Raw genomic sequence first — 26,705 nt, forward strand, 5'->3', positions numbered from 1 at the left:
TTTGACAGGTGTACTTAAGTAAATTGTCATAATTTTAAGTTGAAACAGACCTCTTCTCATATCGCCATTGCTGGTTACAGCAATTTTAAGTTGCTTTCGTCGGCAAAGTTTGGTAAGGTATGGAGCGCAACCGAGGAGGTCTCCCAAAAGAGTGTGGTGGTAAAGGAAATTCCTTCGGATACAGAGAAATCAGACATTATAAATCAGCTTGGCAGCATTGTACACCCAGCACTTCTCAACCGATATAAAACGATACATTTTGAGGGTAAAACCTACCTTGTAAGAGCATTTGTTGCAGGTAGAACAATAAAGGAAATATTAGTCAATCCGCGTATTTACAGGAAAATTGATACCCGGTTTTGGATGGATGGTTTTATTCAGTTGGCCTCGGGATTGGAGTGTCTGCACCAATATGGAGTGTTGCACTGTGACATAAAACCATCCAATATTCTCGTGGTATATGCAGATGGTGAGGATTCTCGAATGTTTAAGCCGAAGCATATCAGGCTTATCGATTTTGAACTTTGCCGAAAGTATCCCTCGATTTCGGAAGGCAGTAGGACGCCTTTTGCGATGGGTTATTCGCCGCCTGAGCAGATGCTCAACTATGGTGAGTTGTTGTGTCCGGCCAGTGATTTGTTTGCACTCGGCGTAACGCTCTACGAGGTGCTTACTCACAAAAAGGCCTTTCACTATTTTGACCCGGAAATGTTGTTGCATCTACAACTTAACTCACCATTGCGAAAGCCTTTTGGCATGCGACAGGAGATTTTCAGAATAATAGAAAAAGCAACCGCACGGCAACCATTTCGCCTGCCACCTCGCCTGTTGAATCACGATGAGATTATTAGCAACATTCAGGCGGGGATTCAATTGCGGTTCTCATCTGCGTCTCAGTTTGCAGAAGCGCTTGGTGTTGAAGCAAATTATTGTCGGAATGCCAGAACTAATTTGGTAGAAAAGTTGTTTAAGTTTCTAAAGTGATTTGTTTGACAACAGGCGTGGTAACTTTGAAATATATGCCACACATTGCAAATCATCAATCCTAAATTTTAAGAAGTAATAGAACTATATATGACTAAACCAGTACTGTTTATTACGGGAGCCTCTTCAGGCATTGGCCTTGCCACCGTGAAATATTTTGTAGCAAAAGGCTGGGAGGTTGCTGCAACCATGCGTAATATTGAAAAGGCTCCTGCTGGGCTTAAACAGTTGCAAGGGGTGAAACTTTACCAATTGGATGTGACAGTGCCTGAAACAATCACAAATGCCTTAGGCCAGGCACTGAAGGATTTTGGAGCCATTACCGCCGTGGTGAATAATGCGGGTTATGGTGCCATTGGTCCGTTTGAGGGTGCCAGTGAGGCACAGATTCAACAACAGATTGACACCAATCTTATGGGTGTTATCAGAGTTATTCAGGGTGCCATTCCAATTTTCAGGCAACAAAATGGAGGCGTAATTGTCAATATTTCATCCATCGCGGGTAGGGTGGGTATGCCACTATATTCATTGTATCATGCCACCAAGTTTGCAATAGAAGGGCTCACAGAGAGTCTTTATTATGAGTTAAGGCCATTTAACATCCGGGTGCGCCTGGTAGAACCGGGACCGGTAAAGACCGAGTTTAACGGTCGCTCAAGGCAGGATTTACCCACACCGGAAGATGGTAGCTACAATGGATTTGTTCAAAAGGTGAATCGCGCCTATGGATTGGTTTTTAGTTATGCATCTACTCCCGAAACAGTAGCCCGTACAATTTATCGCGCTACCATTCGCAAGGGGCCGGTCATTCGCTATCCATCGGGTGTGATGGCTAAAACTTTGATGGTATTTAACAAACTCACTCCCGGAAGTATTATGCGATTGTTCACCCGAGGGGTGTTAGGGCTTTGATGAATTTAGTCCATACCGCCCATACAGGTTAAACAAGCAAGGGCATAGCTGTCATATTCATCATAAGCAGGACCGGGAATGCCATTAATGGTAATGATGCGGTCTGCCCGAATTGGATCTGCGCCTGTAAGTTGAAGATATTGAGAGAAATTATCCGGTGAGATGATGCCTGCAATTTGTCCCTTTGCGCCTTCAACCTTATTGGCTTCACCAAAGTAATTCACCGAACAGATTTTGTTTTTTAACTTTTCTGATTCTACAACATCAAAAAAGATAGGGTCAACGGGCAAATATTTATCTCTATTCATAGCTTATAGTTTTAACAAAAACGATTGCATGCATGGATTGTTCCCGATGCCAGATACAAAGTTAAGACTAAAACACAATAAGGACAAGAAACTCTTTTATTGATATTCAGGTTATTTTGGCAGTTATCAGGAAAGATTGAACTTTGGCAAATAAATTGATGGGGTTTAGCCCGGTTTTGGAGATAGATGTTATTTATAAATAGTTAATAGATAGAATGATATGATGTTTTTCGTGATTTTTTTCAGCATACATGCACTGGTGAATTTTTATATTGCCTTACGGGGATGGCAGGCATTGGAAGCGGCTCCGGGCTTTCGGCCCTGGTTTATCCTGTTTATGTTGATTGTAACAGTTGCATACCCCGCAGGCCGGATGCTCGAGAAAATATGGTATCATCCTGTACCAATCACCCTACATTGGGTGGGTGCCTTTTGGTTCGCAGGGATGCTTTACATCACACTAATGCTTCTTTTTACCGATATGGGGCGCATCGTTAATTATTTTCTGCCATTTTTTGATAGGTTTGGTGCGCCAGATATACCTGCATTAAAGCTTAGGGCTTTCGGCGTGGTATCGCTCATTTCTGTTTTAATCATAGCAGGAGGTCATTTCAATGCATGGTATCCAAAAATTTCAAGGGTCGATATTTCCTTGCCCAAGGGAGCCGGTAATTTGGAATACCTAAGGGTGGTTGCTGCCTCCGACATCCATTTGGGAACCATCATTGGCCCCCGAAAAACAGAGAAGCTGGTGAATACCATAAACAGTTTAAAGCCCGATATCATCCTTTTCCCTGGTGATGTGGTTGATGAAGATGTAAAACCAGTTATAAAGCAAAACCTTGGTGAGAACCTCCAAAAACTCTCAGCGCCAATGGGCGTTTTTGCTTCAACCGGCAACCACGAGTATATTGGCGGAGGTGAACCTTCCATCAGGTATCTTGAGCAGAACGGAATCAATGTTCTGAGAGATTCGGCGCTGCTTATAAACAATAGTTTTTATGTGGTTGGCAGAGAGGATTTACATAAAAGATGGTCCACGGGCACGGCTCGTATGGGTCTTGATGAGCTTCTGTCAGATGTGGATTTTTCGAAACCGGTTATTTTACTCGATCATCAGCCTTACAATCTTGATGAAGCTATGCACGCCGGAGTGGATTTGCAGATATCCGGACATACACATCACGGTCAGTTATGGCCCTTTGGTTATGTCACGAAAAGTATTTTTGAACTCAGCCGGGGCTATTTAAAAAAGGAGAATACCCACTTTTACGTTAGTACCGGATTTGGCACTTGGGGTCCGCCTGTCAGAACTGGTAACCGTCCAGAGATTGTGCTCATCAATATCTATTTCAAATAAAACCGTACAACATTAAATCATTGAACTGTTACTTATAAGCTGTTCAAGCCGATCTATCTGCTGCTGTTTGTTCACTTCACGTAACTGTAACGCCGTTTTCGTAAAATACTGATGGTTACTGATAAACTTTAACTGAAGTTTGTTCCACTCTTTCCAGGAGCCAATCATATCATACTCTTTCAGCTCTTTGAAAAGGGTGTTGGATACCGGAATAAAATCGGTTCTTCCGAGGTAATCAAGATCTGAATCGCACATAATTGCTTCGAGCAGATCCATGGGTTTAGGCGGCATCTTGGTAGCCATAATCAGCCGGCATACGGTCTCAATCTGTTCGGCATCAAAATCGTAGCTTGCAAGCTTTTCGCGCGCCATCACCGTGCCGTAATGTTCATGATTTTTATAGCTGATGGTGTGTCCGGCATCATGAAACAGTGCAGCAAGTTTTAGCAGAAGGATGTTCTCTTCGGAGACACCTTCGGCCCAACCGATGAGTTCAACTTCTGTTATCACATCAATTGTATGTTTTATGTTGTGATAATATAGATTTTCAGGTAGTTTTGATTCAAGATAATCGAGTAGTTCTTCCTGAATATCCAGGAATTTTAGCGTGAGGTATTGAACTTTGAATTTGTGGTTTGGTATCAAATCCGATTCGGATGATTGAAGTTCAGGTCGGTAACCTGAGATGTTGTACATTCCCAAATTACCTTTGTATTTCACGGGCATTTTGCCAATCAGTGAACTGTCGAAAAACTCCTTAATCAATTCATAGGTCATTACAGAGGTTGAGATTGATGAAGCCGGACATGCCTCTCCAAGTCTGCATGCAATGTTGATGCTGTCGCCTGAGAAACTATATCCTTGCGCAGAGTTCCCACCGGGTATTGCCACAACAGGGCCGGTATGTATGCCCATTTTCAGCCTCCAGAATTGCTTTCCATCGGGCGCTTTCAGCTTCTCAACTGCTTGTTGCATTTCAAGCGCTACACGAACAATATCAATGGGGTTGGTTCGGTTTTCGCCCTGAAGCCCGGCTGCAAATATCATTACATCACCTACCGATTTTATTTTAACAACGTTATAGATAAAAGCTATCTCCTCCAATGCAAGGTACAGTTCATCCAATAGATCGACCATGGGTGAGGGGTCTTCCAATCTGTATAGCTCTTCAAATCCATGAACTGATATATAAAGTACAGATACCATTCTCAGCCTTTTGGCATTCTTTCTGGCATCTCTGACTTTTTCTTCGGGTTCCTGTGCGTATTTCGAAACGATGTCCTGATATTGCTTATTCTGCATCTCTATGCTGGTAAATCGTTTTACCAGCTCGTCCAACTGATTTTTTAATTCTTTGTTTCTGTCGGCCAATCGATGTATGCGCTCTATATAGCTTTCGGGCTCTTCCATTAAAGCAGGTAGTTTAGCTAGGTTTTTCACGGGCTTTGTTATCAAATTTACTACAAAATACGTAGTGAGGTATCTAAAAGGTTTCCTTAAATTGATGGAATAATGGGGTTTATAGAAGATAGTGCGGACTCTTTTTTTGAATCGTGTGGTGATAGTTTCTGATTTCCAGACAGTAGGAGTAGATGGTTGGTTGGGGAATAAGAGGCGTAAATATCGTTCTGTTGAACTGTTTTTTGACCAGTTGAAACTTTATCTTGATAAGCGAGCAGGTTCGGTCATTGTCACTGTTGAAATTGCGCCAGACTTCCGACTACTTTAGTAAAAGGGATTTAACCATTTCAACTCTCTCTTCGAGCGGACTTTCTGCATTGAGCCAATGAATGGTGAAACCACGACGTTCCATGCCCCGAAACCATGTCATTTGCCGTTTTGCAAACTGATGAATGGCAATGTTTAGCTGGTTGAACATTTCGTCGTAGCTGATTTGGCCAATGATGTGCTGTGTTAAATATTTGTATTCAAGGCCATAGTAAATTAGGTCATCGGGAGATATGCCTTCCGACAACAGCGACTTCACCTCTTCAATCATTCCCGATTTCAGCCGCTGCTCCAGACGTCTGGTGATTTTTGCACGTCGTGCGTCCCGGTCAATGTTGATGCCAACTATTAGTGGGTTGACTTCAGGCAGTTCAACTTCAATTTCCGGGTGTGTCTGATAATAGGTTTCAATTTCAATGGCTCTAATGGCACGTTTTACAGTATCGGTATCGGTGGAATTGTGTAAGATGCGAAAAGTGGAGAGGATCTCTTCCAGCTCAGCCAGTGATTTATCCTTAAGCATTTCACGCAACGAGGGATTGGCAGGTACGTGTATCAGCTTGAATCGTTGAAGAACTGCTTCGATATACATACCTGTTCCGCCACATAATACCGGCCAGACGTTTTGTGCCTGAAGTTTTTTAAATACCTCGAAGAAATCGTTTTGAAACTCGTACACATTATATTTATAGCCCGGTTCCCGAATGTCGAGCAGGTGAGATGGTACAGTGCAGCCATCCACCAGATAATCATCATAATCTTTTCCGGTGCCCAAATCCATTCTCCTGTAAACCTGCCGTGAGTCACCACTAATTATTTCGCCCCCGATGGCTTTTGCCAGATGGGCTGCAAATGCTGTTTTTCCTGATGCGGTGGGACCTACTATGGCAACCAGATTGTATGATGCTGCTTTCATGATTATGGATTTCCGATGTGGGTAAAGATACATCTAACAAAAATAATAACTTGCAGGCAGTGGTAAAATAGTCTGGTGAATCCGATTGGGTTCATCCATTTTTATAAATTTGCAATGTCGTGGAGTGGATCTGAGTCGTGTTTATGAATTGTGAAATAGGAGACTTATTATGACAGAGGAAAAGAAAAATGTTACCACCGCATTGATGTATAAAGGGTTGTTTTATAGGTTGAAAAATCTGGTATTGACACCCCAAAAGGAGTGGCACAAGATACATCAGGAGGATAAAAGTGTGAATGAGGTGCTGACCGAGTTTGCTCTGCCGTTGATAGGTATTTGCGCCATTGCCACCTTCCTCAATATCGTATTCAACCGCTTGGAGGTCAATTTTGAACTTGCATTAAAACATGCTGTTGTGGCTTTTTCGGCCCTGTTTGGCAGTCTCTATCTTTCATGGTTTGTTTTCCGTTTTTTGTTGTCAAAGTTTAAAATTGCCGGCAACAGTAACTTTGCCTTTCGAGTTGTGGCTTACTCATCAGGTCTTTTTTACCTGATCACCATTGTCACAAATCTTCTTCCTGAGCTGTTCTTTCTCCAATTGGCGTCTGTATATTCGCTGTATATAATTTGGTATTCCATCAGCGATAATACAGTTGGCTTGCAGGAGAGGCAGTTTACAATTACATTGATAGTTGCGGTACTCATTCATATTATTCCTTTCTTTGTAAAGAACTTTCTGTTAAAACTGATTGCATTTTAAAATATGTCAGTAAATAAAATCAATATAAAGAACAAGCGGGGCACTTTTGATTATGAGCTTATTGAACGGTTTGTGGCAGGCATTCAGCTTGCCGGTACCGAGATAAAATCTATTCGTCAGGGCAGAGCCAGTTTGGTTGACTCTTATTGTTATTTTGTAAACAATGAGTTGTGGGTGAAGGGTATAAATATTGCCGAGTACTTTTACGGCACCTTTAACAATCATCAGCCTACCCGAGAGCGTAAACTTTTGCTGCAACGAAAAGAACTTAACAAACTGGAGCGCAAAACCAAAGAGTCGGGTCTCACGATAATTCCATTGCGGTTATTTCTGAATGATCGCGGTTTTGCCAAGCTCGAAATTGCTTTGGCAAAAGGTAAAAAGCAACACGATAAGCGCGAAACGTTGAAAGCCAAAGATGCATCCCGTGAGATGGATCGCATTAAAAAGAAATTTTAGCATCCGTTTTATCAAAACCTATCTATCATTAAATTATTATCTTTGAATAAACTTTCTAATGTGTTTAAATTTTCTTATTTTTCGGCAGTCTGTTTTTAATAGGATTAATTATGGATAAGGCCAAAAATAAAGATATCGTAAAACAAATATTTACCGAGTACCTTCAGAAGAATGGACATCGTAAAACACCAGAGCGATATGCCATTCTTGATGAAATATATTCGCGCGATGGTCATTTTGACATTGAGTCGCTCTATATTTTCATGAAGAATAAGAATTACAGGGTAAGTAGAGCTACACTTTACAATACAATTGATTTGTTGCTTGATTGCAAACTGGTTATTAAGCATCAGTTTGGTAAAAACATTGCTCAGTTTGAAAAAGCGTTTGAGTCTAAACAGCACGATCACTTGATTTGCATTCGTTGTGGACATGTTACGGAGTTTTGTGATCCATCGGTGCAAATTGTGTTAAACAATGCTGCCAAAGTGATGGATTTTGAAGTGTCGCATCATTCACTTTATATATACGGTACTTGCAGTAGTTGCAAATCCAAAGACTGATATGGATTATTGAGGTCTGTCGGGTTTTGGGTTCGAATTGTTTCAAACGCTCTTTTGTTCATAAGTGCCTTCACATTTAAAGGTTTGTGTGGATGTAATAAAATTAAATTTCGTTTTTTCGAAATTATCCCATTAATAATATCTATTTTTACACATCGGAAAGTCATCCCTATAAGCGGGGACGATTTTCCGATTTTTTGTTGTTTGATGTAAGCATAAAAATCAGCTTGAGAGACCCGCTTCAGGTACATTCTTTAAACTTGATGAATTGCATTGTCAAACATCACATATAAATATCTGTTGGTGGTGCGCACAGCGTTCTCCTTCAGGAATAAATATTTTTACGCGCTGGAATACAGCATCTAATAATTTGAATTACGATGAAGGTAGATGTATTACTTGGTTTGCAGTGGGGTGATGAGGGCAAAGGAAAAGTGGTAGATGTATTAACTCCCAAATATGATGTGATTACACGTTTTCAAGGAGGTCCAAATGCCGGCCATACCCTTGAGTTCGACAACCAGAAGTTTGTTCTTCACAACATACCCTCGGGTATCTTTCATACCGATAAAATCAATGTGATTGGAAATGGTGTGGTGCTGGATCCAATTACCTTTAAGCGTGAAATTGATGGCTTGATGGCAAAAGGTACCGACCTTACAAAGAACCTTTACATTTCAAAAAAGGCGCACCTTATTTTACCAACCCATCGTATTCTTGATGCTGCTTCGGAAGCATCAAAAGGTGCAACTAAAATAGGTTCCACACTTAAAGGTATTGGCCCTACTTACATGGATAAAACCGGACGCAACGGCTTACGTGTAGGTGATATACTCAGCGGATTTGATGAGAAGTATGAGGCACTAAAAGCCAAACACATACAGATGCTTCGTATGTACAACTTTGAGTATGACATCGAAGCTTTTGAAAAAGGATTACAGGAGGGCATCGAAACCATTAAAATGTTCAAGCTGATCGACAGTGAGCATGAACTTAACCGCTACATCAGTGAAGGCAAGAGTCTTCTGGCTGAAGGTGCGCAAGGAACCCTGCTCGACATTGATTTCGGATCCTATCCATTTGTGACTTCATCAAATACAGTATGTGCTGGTGCTTGTACCGGCATGGGCATTGCCCCGAATAAAATAGGTGAGGTGTTCGGAATTTTTAAAGCCTATTGCACTCGCGTGGGCTCAGGGCCTTTCCCTACCGAACTGTTTGATGAGGTAGGAGAGAACCTTCGCAAGAATGGAAATGAGTTTGGTTCCACCACCGGTCGCCCACGACGCTGCGGCTGGCTCGATTTGGTTGCACTTAAGTATAGTGTAATGATCAATGGCGTAACTCAACTTATCATGATGAAAAGTGATGTGCTCAGCGATCAGGAGATAATAAAAGTGGCCACTGCCTACAAGGTGGATGGAGAAGTAATTACCGATTTTCCGTTTGAACTGCCTGAAAATCTTGAGCCTGTTTACACCGAGATGCCCGGATGGAAATGTGACTTGACCAATGTTCAGACAGAAGCAGAATTCCCTGCTGCATTCAAAAATTATATTACCTACTTGGAGAAAGAGTTGGGAGTACCCATCACCATTATCTCTGTGGGACCTGATCGTGCTCAAACAATCATCAGGTAGCGCATTTTACAGATATTAATAACGCCGGATTGCTGTTAAAGCAGTATCCGGCGTTTTTTTTTGCCCCTATGCCTTCGGGGTTCTATAAATTGACGCTGATGATGTTTCAGTTGTCTGTTTCGGAAGGAGAAATCCAGGTTTTAACCTTATAAGCCACAACACCCGAAATATAAAAAAGAGGGCCTGTGACAGGAGCCGTGAATGCCAGATATTTACCCGCTTTTCCAATGGCTACTTTGGCCCAGGAGAATCTGGATGATACAACAGCAGTTACAGTTCCGATAATGCTTGATTCCTGTATAGGTGAATCGGCACGGCTGTTTCCATCCCCACGGGTAATGCAAACTCCTTTTGCCAAATCGCGTTTAATGAGCCGGTGAGCTACAAGTTTTCCGTCAATGCAATATACTACCACATCCCCGGGATTTAGTGAGTGAAAATTGGCCGGACTCACCTTTATAATATCACCTTTAAGTAAGAATGGGAACATGCTCATGCCGCGAACAGGTGCCAGGATGGTCTTACCCTGTTTCAGCAATTCAATAAGCCATAAAACATATTCCGATTCCGATAGAGGTTGCATTTTTTATAATCTTAATACTCTGCAAAAAAAGCTACTTTTTACTTACCAAACAAGTGATAAAATGTGGTTTCAAAACATCTTTTGCCAATTTGAAAATGGCCGCAGAGTTTAACCGGAGTGTAATTTTATTATTTTTGGAGAATGTGGACTAGTTTTTAAAATCGGTTGTTTTGACCATAATTTTATGTCATGAAAATCTTACCTTTATTATTCTTTTTGTTGTTGATGGCTGGCTGTGTATCTTCAAATCAGAAGGATGAGCAGGTGCGGCAACGTATCTCCATCAACGATGGATGGCGTTTTTTTAAGTACGATTCGATGGAGGCTGCCGACAAACTGATATACGATGTGCGTCCTACTATCGATGAGATTTTGGATGAGCGTGAAGCCGATGCAGAGCCGGTTGAAGCTGAAACATTGGCAACGGCTAAATTGGTGCTAAAACCTTGGATAATGCCTACCGGTAATCCATTCATTAAAGAGCCTTCCAAAAGGTTCGAACGTCCTGAGGGCAATCCTGGCAGTGATTTTCCATTTGTGCAGAATGTTTTTGATGATTCCCAATGGGAGTCTGTAACCTTGCCTCACGATTGGGCCATTAAAGGCCCCTTTATCAGAGACCGTGATGCTGAAATTGGTGGTAGTATGGGACGTCTGCCAAGCCCCGGAGTAGGTTGGTACCGGCGTAAACTTGAAATTGCTGATTCTGATGCAGGCAAGCAAGTTTATCTGGATGTGGATGGTGCCATGTCCTATGCGATGGTCTGGATTAATGGCACTCTTGCTGGTGGCTGGCCCTATGGATATAACTCCTGGCGTGTCGATTTAACACCCTATATCAACTTTGGTGGTGACAACCAACTGGCTATCCGATTGGATAATCCGCCGGCATCATCCAGATGGTATCCCGGTGGCGGCATATACCGCAATGTGTGGCTTATTAAAACCGAGCCGGTGCATGTGGCTCAGTGGGGAACTTTCATTACCACGCGTGATGTGTCCAAGGAGTCAGCTGTGATTGATATGGATGTGGTGGTCGACAACAAATCGGATAAAGATGCAAAAGTTAAAATTGTAACTGACATCTTTAATCTGGATGAGCAAGGAAAACGAAATGGCCGGGCAGTTGCCACTTTTAATGCCGTTGAAGCATATGTTGAGGCCGGTGCATCTACTAGTATAAAAAAGGAACTTACTTTACGAAATCCCCGATTGTGGGGGCCAGTACCCACTCAGGCACCCAATCGGTATGCGGCAGTAACTACTGTTTTTCTTGACGGGAGAAAAGTTGATAAGTACGAGACGCCCTTTGGTATTCGTGAGTTGATATTTGATCCGGTAAATGGACTCTTTGTGAATGGTGAACATATTTACCTCAAAGGTGTGAATCAACACCATGATTTGGGTGCCCTTGGCGCAGCGTTTAACTTGCGTGCAGCAGAGCGACAACTCGAAATTTTGCAGGAAATGGGCTGTAATGCCATCCGTATTGCACATAATCCGCCTGCCAGCGAATTACTCGAATTGACGGACAGGATGGGTATTCTTGTTGTAAATGAGATATATGATGTGTGGGAGCGTCGCAAAGCACCATTGGATTTTCATATGATTTTTCCCGATTGGTACGAACAGGATTTGAGAGCATTTTTGCGACGCGACAGAAACCATCCCTCAGTCATAATGTGGAGTTATGGCAATGAAGTTGGAGAGCAATATACCGGAGAGGATGGAGCCGCTGTATCACGCAAGTTGCATAGCATTATTAAAGAGGAGGATGTGACACGTCCCACCACTGCATCCATGAACTTTGCCAAACCTGACATGCCGTTCCCTGCCACAATGGATCTCATCAATCTTAATTATCAGGGAGAGGGGATACGTGACGCACCTGCTTACGCCCATTTGTCAGGTATACGTACTAGTCCGCTTTATCCCGCATTTCATGATAAATTTCCCGATAAGGTTATTGTCAGTAGTGAGAATGCTGCTGCATTAAGTACACGTGGCGAATATCTGTTTCCGGTAACTCCGGAGATTAGTGCACCGGTGAGCAGCGGATTTGGTGGTGATCCTCTGAGGCAATACGTGAGTGCGTATGAGTTATACACAGCAAATTTTGGTTCGTCGGCCGATAAGGTTTTTGCCTCGAAGGCTCAACACCCATATGTAGCTGGGGGATTTGTTTGGAGTGGGTGGGATTACCTTGGCGAACCAACGCCTTATTATCAGGCGCGAAGCTCCTATTTCGGGGTGATTGATTTGGCCGGATTTAAAAAAGATCGCTTCTATCTTTATCAATCGCATTGGCGCCCTGAACTTCCCATGGTTCATATATTGCCACATTGGAACTGGCCGGAGCGCATTGGAGCGGTTACTCCTGTTCATGTGTTTACTTCGGGCGACGAAGTGGAGTTGTTTCTCAATGGCCAGTCACTCGGCCGCAAGAAAAAAGGTGAATTTGAATACCGCCTTAGGTGGGATGATGTGTTATATGAGCCAGGGGAGATAAAGGCTGTGGCTTATCGAAACGGTGAGTTTTGGGCTGAGACAGTCGTGAAAACAACCGGGGCGCCCTCCAAGCTTAAAGTAAGTGCTGATCGCAACAGCATCGCTTCTGATGGAAAGGACCTGTCATTCATTACCATTTCTGTTCGTGACAAGGATGGTCTGGTTGTGCCAAATGCTAAGAATATCATTCGCTTCACTGTGGATGGTCCCGGAGAATTGGTTGCAACAGACAATGGCGACCCTACAGATATGACCTCATTTCACGCTCCAGTACGCAGTGCATTTAATGGCTTTTGCCTGGCGATCGTAAGAGCCATACCCGGAAAATCCGGTAATATCACATTAAAAGTAGAATCAGATTATCTTGAAAGTGCCACGGTGGTTGTGGTGAGCGGTATTAAGTAAGCTACAGAAATTATCTGCATTTTGGTTAACTGTTGCATATTTGTATCGAAAGGCAAACATGCAACAGTTAAAGCAGTTCCTACTGTTTTGGAGTAAGTCATATTATCATTTCTCAGAATTGGACTGTAAGCCAGATGCAATTTATTCTTTATTAAAATCAGAATAATTTTATCTAAAAATATTTATCATTTAAAACATATTGATAAGTATATAATGGCAATAATTATCGATTTCAAATTTCGGATAAAGGTAATAAATACTTTAAATTTGGAGCATAAGCGAAATGGTTGATTTTTATAGTTTTTATGAAATGTTAAATAGTCGTTTTTGAGGATAATGTTCTTTTGTGCACAGCATCCTCTGCTGCTACATTCGGATGTTGCATTGTTATTTTGTTTATGATATTTTTATATTTTTTATTTATATTTTTGCGATTGCGACAAGCTAAAATTGAAATGCATTGTCAACCTCCCCCCGTGCTCAAAACATTTTTTATATATTGATGTAATTGCAGAATAAATCAGGGTCTTGGTTCAAGTTCAGAGATTTCTTAATGTACATTGAATTGGAGAAAATGTAATACATCTTAGGGGAATGCAGTTATTTTGAAATATAAGATTAGATATTCTCATAAGTTATTTGTTTTGTCAACTCATCTATTCTTATATTTAAAACAGTGTATCAACATCGCATTTCAAATTAAGCGGTTATTAAAGGGCGTTTTTAAGTTTTTGATGTCTTCCGACATCGCATGTTAATTGGTTTTATACTGACATTCTGGTATATGAAATGTAGTCGTTTTTCCGTTATTCTGGTTGCGTTAATTCTTCATTGCGCATCGGCATTTACCCAAAATGCTGGCGTTAATTTTTATAATATTAATGATTTATTTGGCATATCTATACGCGAAACGAGCTCAGTAAGAACTGATAACAATGGTTTTGTCTGGGTTTCTTCAAAAACCGGGGTACTTCGGCTTACCGATGACGATTACCGGGTTTACAAACTGCCATATCAAACTTCTGACGTAATTAATGTAAGGTTGGTTTTTAGCGAATCAACGCTTTATGCCATAAGTAATAATGGACAGGTATTCAGGTACAATGAAATATTCGACAGGTTTGATTTTATGATTCACCTGGGCGTATCGTTAAATTTTACCTATCTCTATATTGGTAACGTTATTGTTGAGCCAAACGGAAAGTTATGGTTCTCCACAAACATTGGGCTGCTTTATTATGATGAGGCCAGTTCTTATGGTTTAATTGAGACAGGCGAACTTAGTACGATAACATTTTTGGATGAAAGCCGGATATTGTTGGCCGGCATGGATAAATTGACGGTTTACAATATCAAAACAGAGCAACAGGAAGCCGTTTTGTTTGATTTTCCGTCACGTTCTTTTAGAATATCCAAGATGTATTTTGATGAGGTGTTGCAAACCTTATTGATAGGAACTGAGTCCGAAGGGTTGTTTCTTTACGATATACAAACAAAAGAGAGGATCTATTTTAAGGGCATTCCCCATCAGCCAATTTTGGCAATCAGTCAGGCTACAGACTCGACAATATATCTGGGAGTTGACGGACAAGGCCTCTGGGAGGTATCCCTTCAACAAATGTCAGTGATTAATAGCTTTAAGGAGGATGCCGATAATCCAAACTCATTAAGGGGAAATGGTGTATATGACATCTATTCTACCCATGGGGATCGCGTTTGGATTTGCACCTACAGCGGTGGCGTTTCCTATTTTGATAAAACCCCTACGCTCATCACGCATTATATGCATATTCCCAATAATTCAAACTCGTTGGTAAACAATGATGTAAATGATGTTTGGGAGGACTCCAGAGGTAATCTCTGGTTTGCCACAAACAATGGATTGAGCCGTCTTGATACGAAAAGTGATAGATGGACAACCTTTTATCACAACGAATTTGAACAGGCTCAGGTATTTCTTTCATTGAGCGAGGATTCAAAAGGCAATATTTGGGCAGGTACCTATTCATCAGGTGTGTATGTGATTGACGGAAGGACTGGAAGAGAGCTCTACCATTTCCCCAACCCCGGCTATCCATTTAACAATCCGTTTGTTTTTGACCTCAGACAGGATAGTTCAGGAAATATCTGGATTGTTGGTGTTAGGGGAGAAGTTTTTATGTTTGACCAAACAACCAGACAGTTTAGGAGTTACGGTAATCACCCCGTTATTGTTATTGATGAGTTGTCGCCACAAGAAATGCTTTTGGGATGTTCATACGGCTTAAGCTTGCTAAACAAAGAGTCTGGGGCTGTTAATATACTTATTACCGGCTATCTGATTCATGACATGTTGGTGGATGGTGATGATGTTTGGATGTGCACCGTGGGCGAAGGCCTGGTGAGGTTTAACCTCGTTACCCGTAACATTGATAAGTTTACGATGGATTCCTCTGGCTTGCCTTCCGATTTTGTCAACAGCATTATGGATGATGGCAGATATTTCTGGGTAGGAACAGAAAATGGATTGTGCAGATTTGATCCATTAAACTTCTCAGTAGAAACCTATCCATCATTTAAAAGCCTTTCACGCGTATCTTATAACCGCAATGCTCATTTCAGGAAGGAGAATGGAGAATTGGCATGGGGAACAAATCGCGGTGCCGTTATTTTTGATCCGTCGGCTCTGGTTCAAAAGCATGTGGATGGAAAAATGTTCTTTCAGGATATCAATGTGCTAGGGCAGTCTCTGCGTTCTGAAGTACATGGCGAGTTAATTACACCAATCGACCAAATCGAGAGATTGAAACTTACCCATGTTCAGAACACCATCTCATTGGAGGTGCTTCCATTGGGAATGCCTTATGGTGCCAAGTTTTCATGGTTGCTCGAAGGGCTTGACACCGAGTGGAGCCAGCCCACCAATACACGCATCCTGAATTATACCAACCTGCCAACAGGCAATTATGTGCTGCGCATCAGGATGTATGACAACTCAATGTTGAATATTATCGATGAGCGGTTGATTACCATTCATAAACTGCCTCCTTTTTGGGAAACATGGTGGTTTTTGTTGATTGTTACCATCTTTTTGTTGAGCGGTTTCTATCTCTCATTAAAGTATTATATAAGTCTGATACGGGAGTTGCATTCACAGGAGAAGATTCGCTTTTTTGCAGGTACTGCCCATGATATGAGAACCTCTCTAACGCTTATTAAAGCTCCTATTGATGAGCTAAGTGACGAATCGGGACTTACCGAGTCGGGCAGATATTATTTGGGTTTGGCACAAAATCAGGTAGAGAGGTTAAATGCCGTAGTCACCAGATTGATGGATTTTCAGAAAGCTGATATCGGAAAAGAACAACTGGTTTTGAACAAGGTAAATCTGGTGGAGTTGGTCTCCAACCGACTATTGATATATGATTCAATAGCTGCCAATCATCAGATAGATCTGCGATTTAAAGATCTGTGTGGTGAGCTCTACTCGGGCGTAGATGAAGCAATGATTGAAAAAGTTGTGGACAATCTGCTATCCAATGCCATAAAGTACTCCAAAAATGGCAGTGTCGTTGATGTGGTTCTATCTGCCGATTCAGAAAACTGGAAGTTAGAAGTAAAGGATTCTGGAATAGGCATCAGCAAAAGTGCACAAAAACAGTTGTTTAAAGAGTTTTACCGAGGCGACAATGCCATTAACTCCAAAGTAGTTGGGTCAGGCATTGGGTTGCTGCTGGCTAAGAAATATATTGCGCTGCACGGCGGAACGATTGAATACACAAGTCAGTTGAATGTGGGTACAACCTTTACTGTTGAAGTACCTATAAACACGGAGTTTTTGGCCGGTCTGTCTGAAGAACGTGTTAATCAGCCTCGCAGCGAAGCAATAGATGCCTCAGCAGGCATTGTTAGCTCAAAAGTACTGCCTACCGTGCTTGTTGTAGAAGATAATGAAGAGCTCAGACGGTTCCTGAACCAATCTCTGTTTTATGATTTTCAGGTGCTAACAGCAAAAGATGGTTCAGAAGCATGGGGACTAATTAATGACAAGTTGCCGGACTTGGTGGTGTCAGATGTGATGATGCCTAATATGACTGGGTTTGAGCTTTGTAAGTTAATCAAATCAACATACGAAACATCCCATATTCCGGTGATTCTGCTCACCGCCTTGTCTGAACAAACAGACCAGATAATTGGATTGGGACTTGGTGCAGATGATTATCTTACAAAGCCATTTAATACAACTTTATTAAAGCAGCGCATAAAGTCTATCATTTCAAACAGAGACGTGGTGCGCGAAAAGGCTTTGAATATAAAAAGAGGCTCGGAAAGCGAACCCATTCTCGCCAATGTTTTAAACGATGACTTTTTGAAAAAGGCATTGGAAGTGGTGCATGAAAACTTGTCGAATCATGAGTTTAACAAAGATAGTTTCGCCTCGGAAATGAATGTGAGCGCATCTCTTTTATATAAAAAGCTGAAAAGCATTACCAACCAGTCACCCACTGATTTTATTAAAAGCATTAGACTTAACTACGCAGTAGAATTGCTTCAAACCAAAGATTATACAGTAACTGAAGTAGGTGAAATGAGCGGTTTCTCAAGTATTGGATACTTTAGTACTGTATTTAAAAAGCACTATGGCTTTCCGCCGTCAGATTTGCTTGAAGGTTAAGTTATATTGTACACATACAAAGCAAGGAGGGGTCTCATAATATCGAGATGCCCTCTTTTTATTTGTATTTCTATCCGTGATGTTTTTCTGATATTCAATTCTCAGTTGTGTACAATAATTTTTAAGGCAGCTCCATTTGTTTGCTATTATCTGATTGGGGTTATTATTATAAAATATTTGGATGGTTTATCAGTTTTTTACGCAATAGTGTTAATTCCTTTTTCGGTTTAAGCAGAAATCTTCACATTAATCAGTCTGGTTGTATTTATTGACTATACAAAAGTGTCAAATATACTTTTAATGGTGTTGAGAGGCTATTGAACGCTTTTATCGTGTTGACACCTTTTTTTTCTCTCTTGTTCTTATGGTTTCCCTAGTGTTTACAGGCTTTTGGGGTGAGTGGTTGTAGTTTTAGATATTGTGAAAATCTAAAATCACAACACGTATAACTTACAATTTAGGCTGATCCATCTTGAATTCTAACAAGCATCTTCCCGGTTTTCTTAACAATTTTTTGATTGAAATTGATATTGCCATCACATTCTGTTTTTGGTATAAGTGAGTTGTTGTTGTGTGTTATTTGCCTGATAATAAATGTTTAAACGTAATCAGTGATGTGTCAGATTTGGATTGTTTCATTGGCGTTTGTTGAGTGTTTTTCACAAACATTAGCATTTTATCTGGAATTGAAAATGGAATATCTGAAATCACAAATGCTTATGGAGGTTGTGATATAAATTTGATTCCGTGAAAAAGAAGGGTGATTTACATTGTGAAACTTTTAACAAACAGAATCTATGAGAAGAATCAGAGACGAGAATCCAGATGTCTGCTTAAAAAATGGAAATCGGGTATTCGTCGTGTATTAAGCGGTTTAACCAAACCAATGATTTCCAATGCTTATAAACTTAATCAGATTGAGGAAATAGTTTTTGAAGCAGTTGCCTAAGGCACGTAAAAAATCAAATCTAAAAAAAATGAAGAAAACTAAAAGTCGTTTATGTTCACTGTTTCAACAGTGGATGAGTTTTAAACTACTGGTGCTCCTTCTGCTTTCGTCAGGAGGTTCCTGCCTTTATGCGCAAAGCGGCCGCATAGTGACGGGTACGGTAGTTGACTCCAACCGGGAACCGCTTTACGGGGTAACCATTATGGTTAGGAACAAACCAGGAGTTGGTGTTATCACCGATTTTGATGGTAAGTTCAGCATTACCCTTGCACCAGAGGACACCCATCTGGTTGTCTCTTTTTTGGGTATGTCAACCCAGACCATCAGTGTGTCTGGCAGAAGTACTTTAGCCATTGTGATGGAATCTGACTCCAGAATCTTTGACGAGGTAGTGGTAGTTGGTTTTGGTCAGCAGCGAAAGGAAAGTGTTGTAGGTGCAATTGCACAAACTACGAGTAAAACCCTTGAACGTACAGGTGGTGTTACAAGTTTGGGTCAAGCACTTACAGGTAACCTTCCCGGCGTTGTTACCTTAACAACAACAGGTAAGCCTGGTGAAGAGGATCCTGAAATTGTGATTCGTGGTGTGAGCACATGGAATGGCAACGAACCGTTGGTGTTAGTCGATGGTATCGAGCGCCCCATGAGTAGCGTGGATATTAACTCAGTGGCTACAATTTCTGTGTTGAAGGATGCTTCTGCTACTGCTGTATTTGGTGTTCGTGGTGCCAATGGTGTTATTCTTATTACCACCAAACGTGGTGAAGAAGGAAAAGCCAATATTGACATCAATTTCACCACAACCTTGAAAACACACTCCAAGTTGCCTAAGTTGATGGACTCTTACGACGCTTTAATGTTGCGTAACAGAGTTATCGAACATGAGTTGGGTTATAAGCCTGAAACTTGGAGTTATTATATGCCACAAGAGATTATTAACAAATATCGGTGGCCGGCTAATCTTGAAGAGTTTGAAAGGTATCCCAATGTGGATTGGGTAGATGAACTCCTCAAGCCTTTCGCTACCTCATATAATGCAAACATTAACGTATCTGGAGGTTCTAAATTTGCCAAGTACTTTGTGAGTTTGGATTATGCACATGAAGGTGACTTGTACAAATCGTTTGATAACAATCGTGGTTACGAAACCGGTTTTGGATTTGACAGGATTAACGTGCGAAGCAACACCGACTTTTCACTGACAAAAACCACACTGTTTAAAATGAACTTGTCCGGTTCTCATGCTGTTACCAAAGGAACCAACTACAATAACTATGAGAACCTTGTATGGGCAGCATTTTATGGTATTGCACCTGATGCTTTCAGACCCAAATACAGCGATGGCTCATTTGGTTACTATCATCCAAACCCCACACAGGCTTCTACTAACTCAATGGAAGATTTGAGTGTGAATGGTGTAGGATATACCACAAACGATCGTCTAAATACAGACTTCACTCTTGAACAGGATTTGGGCTTTATTGTAAAAGGCTTATCTGCTCATGCCAAACTAGCATTTGACAACAGTTTCCGTGAAATCAACAGGGGTATTGATGATACCAATGACTGGGAAGCAAATCCACACAAATGGATTGACCCTGAAACAGGTGCTGTTTATACCGATGTAACAGTGGATGGTAACAACAAGTTTGACTACCAGAACAACATCGCATGGATGACAGGTGCCGGAACGGTTGACAACAACGAGACTTTCCGCAGGATGAACTATTCGGCTCAGATAAACTACACCAACACTTTTGGTAAACATACCTTTGGTAGTATGGGTAACTTTAGCCGTGAGCAGTATTCAAGAGGAAACAACTTACCAATTTACCGTGAAAACTGGGTGTTTAGAGCTACTTATGACTTTTCAAAACGCTATATGCTTGAATATAACGGTGCTTATAACGGTTCTGAAAAATTTGGTGTAGACTACAGGTTTGGCTTTTTTCAGTCGGGCGCTGTGGGCTGGATGTTCTCTGAAGAGGCATTCTTCAAGCAACTTAACTTGAGCTGGGTAGATATGCTGAAGTTCAGAGTCTCTTATGGTCAGATTGGTGATGATAAGATAGGTTGGAATGAATTTGATCGCGCTGTACGCTGGCTACACATGGATGAATGGGCTTATGGTGGTGCATTTAACCAGGGAATCACAGGTATTGATCCCAACCAGAGTCCATACGGTTGGTATTATGAGTCAAAAATTGGAAACCCCAATTTGCAATGGGAAGTTGCCACTAAGTTGGATATCGCTTTGGATTATGCATTCTTAGGTGGCGTACTAGCCGGTTCTATTGACTATTTCAGCGAGAGACGTACAGATATTCTGCTTCAAGGAAACAGACGTGCGGTACCAAGCTACTATGGAGCTACAGCACCTACAGCCAACCTTGGCGAGGTAGAAACCAAAGGATATGAATTGGAACTTCGTTGGAACAAGCCACTTCTTCAAAACTGGCGTTTGTGGGGTAATGTGTTCTATACACATGCTGAAAACAAGGTGATTAAGGCTGACGACCCACTGTTGAAGCCCGAATATCAGCAGCTTGCCAACAAGCCTGTGAATCAAACCCGTGCTTATGTTGATTATGGGTATTTCAATAGTTGGGATGAGTTGTACGGAAGTACACCACACGACCAGTTAGATGCAGACCGTATGCCAGGTAATTACATTATTCTCGATTACGATGGTGATGGCGTTATTACATCATTCGACCAAATACCTTATGGTTTTACCAATGTGCCTTTGAATACTGTAAACTTCCAGTTTGGTGCCGATTATAAAGGATGGAGCGGTTTTGTTCAGTTTTATGGCGCAAATAATGTGTCTCGCTTTGTGAACCTATCAAGCCTTGGTGGAATTAGAAATACAGCATTTGATGAAGGTTCCTACTGGTCGAAAGACGATAATGGTGCCGATGTGCCACTCCCAAGATGGGGTACACAGGCAAGCGCTTACACAAGCGGAACCCGTTTCTTGCATGATGGTTCTTACATCCGTTTGAAGTATGCCGAAGTGTCTTACACATTCAGCAAAGAAGATTGGATTAGAAGAATAGGATTGAATAACCTGAAATTGTTCGTAAATGGTAATAACCTCTTTTTATGGACAAAAATGCCTGATGACCGCGAGTCGAATACAGGTGGTAACACAGCTTATCCGACCCAAAGACGTTTTAACTTAGGATTGAGAATATCATTATAACCTACTGTATGATGAAAACGAAATTGATATATTATCTATACGGAATTGCCATATCACTTATGTTGAGTGTAAGTGCATGTACCGAATATCTGGACAAAGCTCCGGAATCTATAATCTCGAAGGATGATGCGTTTAAAAACTTCACCAACTTTCAGGGGTTTGTAGAAAGAATGTACCATTTAACGCCTGATATTGCCAAGCACTTCTGGGTAAGCTCATTTAACTGGGGCGAAGACGAAGTGGTAACCATTGGTAATGGTGAATACTTGATGGGTTTTGCAATTGACCGTGGTAACTACCGCAGTTATATTGGCAAGGGAGACAGTTTCCTTGATCGCAACTGGAGTCCTAGTGGTGACCGGTTTCAGAAATCTATTTGGGGTGGTTCATGGTATGGCATTCGCGTAGCAAACATGGGCCTTGAAGCATTGGCCGAAGGTAAGTTGGTTGACGCTACTCAGGAGGAGAGAGATATGATTGCCGGACAGCTCTATTTCTTTCGTGCCTGGTTCTATTTTCAACTAACCCAGTATTGGGGTGGTCTTCCTTACATCGACTATGTGTTGCCAAGTGATCAACCATTGACGCTTCCGCGCGAATCATACAGGGAGAATGCATTGAAGATGGCGGCTGATTTCAAAAAAGCAGCTGATCTGCTTCCCATAAACTGGGATAACACAACTGCAGGTAGTAGAACGCTAAACAATAATGAGTTGCGCATCAATAAGATATGGGCAAAGGCCATGCTTGGTAAAACCTATCTTTATGCCGGCAGTCCGCTGATGACCAATGGTCCAAATGGTCCCCGCACGTATGATGCAGAGATGTGTAAGTTGGCTGCTGAAGCATTTGGTGAAGTGTTAAGCATGGTTGAAAATGGCCAAACCCAGTATGCGTTGGTTCCATTTGAAAACTATTCATCCTTATTCTATACCATTCAGCAAGGCTGGTTGATGCCTGGTGGTACTGAAGCAATTATCAGAAGCCCAACGTATGGCCCCGATTCATACTGGAGACAGATGAACTCATACCAGCCTTCGCCAATGGCACAGGGTGATGGTATTGTGCTGGCACCTGCTGCCAACTATGTGAACTACTATGGTATGGCCAATGGTATGCCGCTTGATGATCCCGAATCTGGTTTCAACGAGAATCAACCATGGAAAGATCGCGATCCCCGATTCTACCACGACATTGTTTTTGATGGTATGAAAATGGTATCAGGTACAATCACAAACGCCGATGACGAAGTATGGCGCTATGCCAATCTTTTCACCGGAGGTAACTATGTGTCGGATCCACGTCGTGTGAGCCGTACAGGATACCTGAATTACAAGTTTATTCCACTTGGAGCTAACATTTGGGATGCCACTTATGGATACAGTTATGCCACTCACTTACATCTATCTTGGATGCGTTTGTCTGATGTGTACCTGATGTATGCCGAAGCAGTTGCTCAAGGATTTGGTTCACCAACTGCTAAAGCTGTCTCTTTCTCAAAAACAGCTGCCGAAGCCGTGAATACAGTGCGTGAGCGTGCAGGTGTTGCGCCAATGGCATCAAAATATACCAGTTCATTATCGGCGTTTATGGATGAACTCATCAGAGAACGTGCCGTTGAGTTGGCTTTTGAAGGACATCGATTCAACGACCTTCGCCGCTGGCTCCTGTTAACAGAACAACCTTACAATATCAAAACCAGACAATATTTTGATCGTGCACAACCGCTTGATACGAAGGTTGATCCTAAGGAGAATTCTGTATTGAATTGGAGAGAAGAAGTTATAATTGAACGGAATCTCACAAGCAGGCACTATTGGTTCCCATTCAAGACTGATGATGTCAGCATGTATCCCGAGTTTTACCAAAATCCGGGCTGGTAACAAATTGAGAATAAAAAAAAGACTAAAATGAAACAAATATATATTGGTCTCGCAATTTGTATCGTCTTTGTTTTCAGTGTCCTACAAGCTTCTGCGCAAGTTGAGTTTTCAGAAACTGAGACAGTGGCAAACGATACAATACAAAGGAAAGTGGAGGTCGCGTTCCGTTCTATGGACGAAAAGGACCTTTTGGGCGGTATCTCAGTCATTGAGGTGGACGACATGACAAAAAAGGCATATACCGCATTCAGTTTTGCATTTGTTGAGAACCTGGTTGGGGGCTACAACAATGGCATTTGGGGTATGAACGATCTTTTGGTTGTGGTAGATGGTAATGTTCGTGATGCGAACAACGTATTGCCAACCGAGATTCAGCAGATTACCATACTGAAGGGTATGGCAGCAGTGGTACTTTATGGTAGCAGGGCTGCAAAGGGTGTAATTATGATTACTACCAAACGCGGACAAGCCGGGGATCCTACCATCAATGTTCGGGTTAATACTGGTGTGCGTGTGCCTAAAGCTTTTCCCAAATATCTTGGATCTGCTGAGTACATGACCTACTACAACGAAGCGCGTGCAAATGATGGATTGGCACCAAGTTTTAGCGATGAACAGATCTATCGTCATGCATCTGGCGAAAATCCTTATCGTTATCCGAGTTTAAATATGTACTCTTCTGATTATTTGCGCAAAATGTACAATCAGTCGGAAGGTATTGTGGAGATCATAGGAGGTAACGAGCGTGTACGTTATTATACCACAACTGGTTATTCACGTGAGGGTACACTTTTAAAAGTAGGCAACACAGCCGATGATAACATTACCCGTATGTTTGCCCGTGGTAACATCGATTTGGATTTGCATGAGAATTTCAAAGTGCAATCCGATGCAAACGTTACTTTTTATGATTATATGCAAGCCATGACTAGCTGGTGGGGAAATGCTGCTACATTGCGTCCTAACCGTGTTTCTCCATTAATTCCACTGAGCTATCTGGAGGAAATGGATCATCCTTCACGTGCTACTGTGCTTAACAGTAACCACATTGTTGATGGCAAGTATTTTCTGGGTGGTACACAGTTAAATCCTACCAACCCGATTGCTTCAGCCTATGCCGGTGGTATCGATAAGTTTGTTAGCCGCCAGTTTCAGTTTAACACACGTTTTGATCTGAACCTCAGATCGCTGCTTGATGGTTTGCATTTTCGCGCTAAGTATGGTATTGACTATGCCTCTACTTACAATCAGACCTATCCAAATGAGTATGCGACTTTCTCGCCTACCTGGACAAACTACGCCGGGCCTGATATGATTGCCAATGTTACGCAGTACGGAAATGACAGAAAAGCAGGTGTTGAATTTATCTATAACTCTGCTTACAGGTATACTTATAATACTAGTGCTCAGTTTGATTATTCAACTACTGTGAACGAAAACCACAACTGGTTTGGTATGGTAGTAGCCAATGCCTGGCAAAGAAGATTTAGCGGCGAGTATCACATGCTTACCAACGTGAACCTGGGTATTCAGGCTTCCTACAATTTCAAGCATAAGTATTATGTTGATTTCAGCTCTGCTCTTCCTTATTCTGCTAAGCTTCCCGAAGGTAACCGTTTAGGATTTTCTCCTACTGTGACATTGGGATGGCGTCCTGTTAAGGAAGATTTCTTTAGCAACACTGCTTTTGATGATTTGATGCTGACCGTTTCAGGAGGTGTCATTAATCATGATATAGACATATCAGTGGATGGTAACGAGATGGGTTATTATCTCTATAAGCCTATTGTGCAGAGAAGCGGATGGTACTCATGGGCCGATTTGGGTGGTGAAGCAGCTACTTCATTCCAGCGTGGTGAAAACCCTGCTATGACATTTGTGAAGAGAAAAGAGTTGAATTTGGGTGTAAGGGGTTCGCTTTGGGATAGATTCCTAACATTTGATGCCAACTATTTCGTTGGTAAAATGGATGGTAACCTTGCTTTGGTACATTCACTTTATCCTATCTATTTTACGCAGGTTGGATACCCAACATCTTCCATCATTCCTTATGTGAATTACAATATCGACAACCGTTCCGGCTTTGACTTCAGCATGTATTTTAACCAAAAAGTGAGTGCTGTGGATATGATTTTGGGCGTGAGTGGTATGTACTCTAATACCGAAGCCGAAAGACGTGACGAAAACATCAGCTATGATTATCAAACCAGTATTGGTCGCCATGTGAGTGGTATTTGGGGCTTGCAAAGTCTTGGATTCTTCAGAGATCAAAACGACGTTGACAACTCTCCGGAACAAGCATTTGGTGAGCAGGTAAGACCTGGTGACATCAAATACAAAGACCAGAATGGTGATGGTATCATCGATAACAACGACGCGGTATTTCTTGGACGTTGGGATACACCATTCCGTTTAGGTGTTAACTTTACTGCAAAATGGCGTAGTTTCACCTTGTTTGCCATGGCCGATGGTTTCTTTGGCGGATACGGTCTGAAGAGCAACTCATATTATTGGGTGCGCGGTGATAGCAAATATTCGGACATTGTTCGCAACAGATGGACAGAGGAGACTAAAGATATAGCTACATATCCAAGACTCACTACTACCAATGGCAATAACAATTTCCGTAGTTCAGACTTCTGGTTATACAAAACCGACCGTGTGAATTTGTCGCAGGTTCAATTAACGTATGATATTCCTGAAACAGCGTTGCAGGGATCTTTCATAAGCGGACTCAGTGTTTATGTAAGTGGATATAATCTGTTGACTATTTCGGACGAGCGTAAGCATTTGGAGATGAATGTTGGACAAGCACCGCAGACACGTTTTTTCAACATCGGTGTTAAAGGCATTTTTTAATGATGTAATCAGAACAAAATGTATTCAAT

16 protein-coding genes are annotated in these 26,705 nt (G+C 41.7%); 12 read left to right on the plus strand and 4 right to left on the minus strand.

Going from position 1 to position 26,705, the window contains the following annotated elements:
- The first annotated feature begins 39 nt into the window (after positions 1 to 39).
- Positions 40 to 984 carry a serine/threonine protein kinase gene (locus ALKIM_RS0114060; protein ID WP_026475198.1) on the plus strand — a complete coding sequence of 315 codons (945 nt, stop codon included), beginning with the start codon at positions 40 to 42 and terminating at the stop codon, positions 982 to 984.
- Between the two features lie 90 nt (positions 985 to 1,074).
- Entirely contained in the window at positions 1,075 to 1,896 is an 822-nt protein-coding gene (locus ALKIM_RS0114065; protein ID WP_026475199.1) for an SDR family oxidoreductase, read from the plus strand.
- Between the two features lie 5 nt (positions 1,897 to 1,901).
- On the opposite strand, the gene ALKIM_RS0114070 is transcribed toward ALKIM_RS0114065, so the two are convergent.
- Complete coding sequence (locus ALKIM_RS0114070) at positions 1,902 to 2,204, minus strand: hypothetical protein (protein ID WP_026475200.1); 303 nt, start codon at positions 2,202 to 2,204, stop codon at positions 1,902 to 1,904.
- Between the two features lie 220 nt (positions 2,205 to 2,424).
- On the opposite strand from ALKIM_RS0114070, the gene ALKIM_RS0114075 reads away from it, so the two are divergent.
- A complete protein-coding gene (locus tag ALKIM_RS0114075) occupies positions 2,425 to 3,564 on the plus strand; it encodes a metallophosphoesterase (protein ID WP_235714421.1) in 1,140 nt (379 codons plus the stop codon).
- Positions 3,565 to 3,576: 12 nt separating this feature from the next.
- On the opposite strand, the gene ALKIM_RS0114080 is transcribed toward ALKIM_RS0114075, so the two are convergent.
- Together ALKIM_RS0114080 and miaA are read right to left on the minus strand one after the other, a co-directional pair.
- Positions 3,577 to 4,974 (minus strand): adenylate/guanylate cyclase domain-containing protein, encoded by a 1,398-nt coding sequence (locus tag ALKIM_RS0114080; protein WP_026475202.1) that lies wholly within the window; start codon positions 4,972 to 4,974, stop codon positions 3,577 to 3,579.
- A gap of 310 nt (positions 4,975 to 5,284) precedes the next feature.
- Positions 5,285 to 6,208, minus strand: a complete 924-nt coding sequence (gene miaA / locus ALKIM_RS0114090) for a tRNA (adenosine(37)-N6)-dimethylallyltransferase MiaA (protein ID WP_044118330.1) — start codon at positions 6,206 to 6,208, stop codon at positions 5,285 to 5,287.
- A gap of 169 nt (positions 6,209 to 6,377) precedes the next feature.
- Between miaA and ALKIM_RS0114095 the strand changes: the two genes are divergently transcribed.
- The 4 genes from ALKIM_RS0114095 (at position 6,378) to ALKIM_RS0114110 (ending at position 9,630) form a co-directional block, all read left to right on the plus strand.
- Complete coding sequence (locus ALKIM_RS0114095; protein WP_044117976.1) at positions 6,378 to 6,968, plus strand: YIP1 family protein; 591 nt, start codon at positions 6,378 to 6,380, stop codon at positions 6,966 to 6,968.
- A 3-nt stretch (positions 6,969 to 6,971) separates the two neighbouring features.
- On the plus strand, positions 6,972 to 7,427 hold the full coding sequence (gene smpB / locus ALKIM_RS0114100) for an SsrA-binding protein SmpB (RefSeq protein ID WP_026475206.1): 456 nt from the start codon (positions 6,972 to 6,974) through the stop codon (positions 7,425 to 7,427).
- A 110-nt stretch (positions 7,428 to 7,537) separates the two neighbouring features.
- Complete coding sequence (locus ALKIM_RS0114105) at positions 7,538 to 7,990, plus strand: Fur family transcriptional regulator (protein WP_026475207.1); 453 nt, start codon at positions 7,538 to 7,540, stop codon at positions 7,988 to 7,990.
- A 380-nt stretch (positions 7,991 to 8,370) separates the two neighbouring features.
- A complete protein-coding gene (locus tag ALKIM_RS0114110; protein ID WP_026475208.1) occupies positions 8,371 to 9,630 on the plus strand; it encodes an adenylosuccinate synthase in 1,260 nt (419 codons plus the stop codon).
- Positions 9,631 to 9,736: 106 nt separating this feature from the next.
- On the opposite strand, the gene ALKIM_RS18675 is transcribed toward ALKIM_RS0114110, so the two are convergent.
- Positions 9,737 to 10,213, minus strand: coding sequence for a signal peptidase I (locus ALKIM_RS18675; RefSeq protein WP_044117977.1), 477 nt, complete (start codon positions 10,211 to 10,213; stop codon positions 9,737 to 9,739).
- A gap of 189 nt (positions 10,214 to 10,402) precedes the next feature.
- On the opposite strand from ALKIM_RS18675, the gene galB reads away from it, so the two are divergent.
- From galB to ALKIM_RS0114145, 5 genes are all read left to right on the plus strand, one after another.
- On the plus strand, positions 10,403 to 13,126 hold the full coding sequence (gene galB, locus ALKIM_RS0114120; RefSeq protein WP_044117978.1) for a beta-galactosidase GalB: 2,724 nt from the start codon (positions 10,403 to 10,405) through the stop codon (positions 13,124 to 13,126).
- A gap of 784 nt (positions 13,127 to 13,910) precedes the next feature.
- A complete protein-coding gene (locus ALKIM_RS0114125) occupies positions 13,911 to 17,780 on the plus strand; it encodes a hybrid sensor histidine kinase/response regulator transcription factor (RefSeq protein WP_026475210.1) in 3,870 nt (1,289 codons plus the stop codon).
- Positions 17,781 to 18,757: 977 nt separating this feature from the next.
- On the plus strand, positions 18,758 to 21,934 hold the full coding sequence (locus tag ALKIM_RS0114135; protein WP_084555962.1) for a SusC/RagA family TonB-linked outer membrane protein: 3,177 nt from the start codon (positions 18,758 to 18,760) through the stop codon (positions 21,932 to 21,934).
- An 8-nt stretch (positions 21,935 to 21,942) separates the two neighbouring features.
- Positions 21,943 to 23,817 carry a RagB/SusD family nutrient uptake outer membrane protein gene (locus ALKIM_RS0114140; protein ID WP_235714422.1) on the plus strand — a complete coding sequence of 625 codons (1,875 nt, stop codon included), beginning with the start codon at positions 21,943 to 21,945 and terminating at the stop codon, positions 23,815 to 23,817.
- 27 nt (positions 23,818 to 23,844) lie between these two features.
- Positions 23,845 to 26,676: a SusC/RagA family TonB-linked outer membrane protein gene (locus ALKIM_RS0114145; RefSeq protein WP_026475214.1), complete on the plus strand. Its 2,832-nt coding sequence runs from the start codon at positions 23,845 to 23,847 to the stop codon at positions 26,674 to 26,676.
- Positions 26,677 to 26,705: the final 29 nt, after the last annotated feature.

The organism is Alkaliflexus imshenetskii DSM 15055, assembly GCF_000517065.1.
GTDB classification, from domain to species: domain Bacteria; phylum Bacteroidota; class Bacteroidia; order Bacteroidales; family Marinilabiliaceae; genus Alkaliflexus; species Alkaliflexus imshenetskii.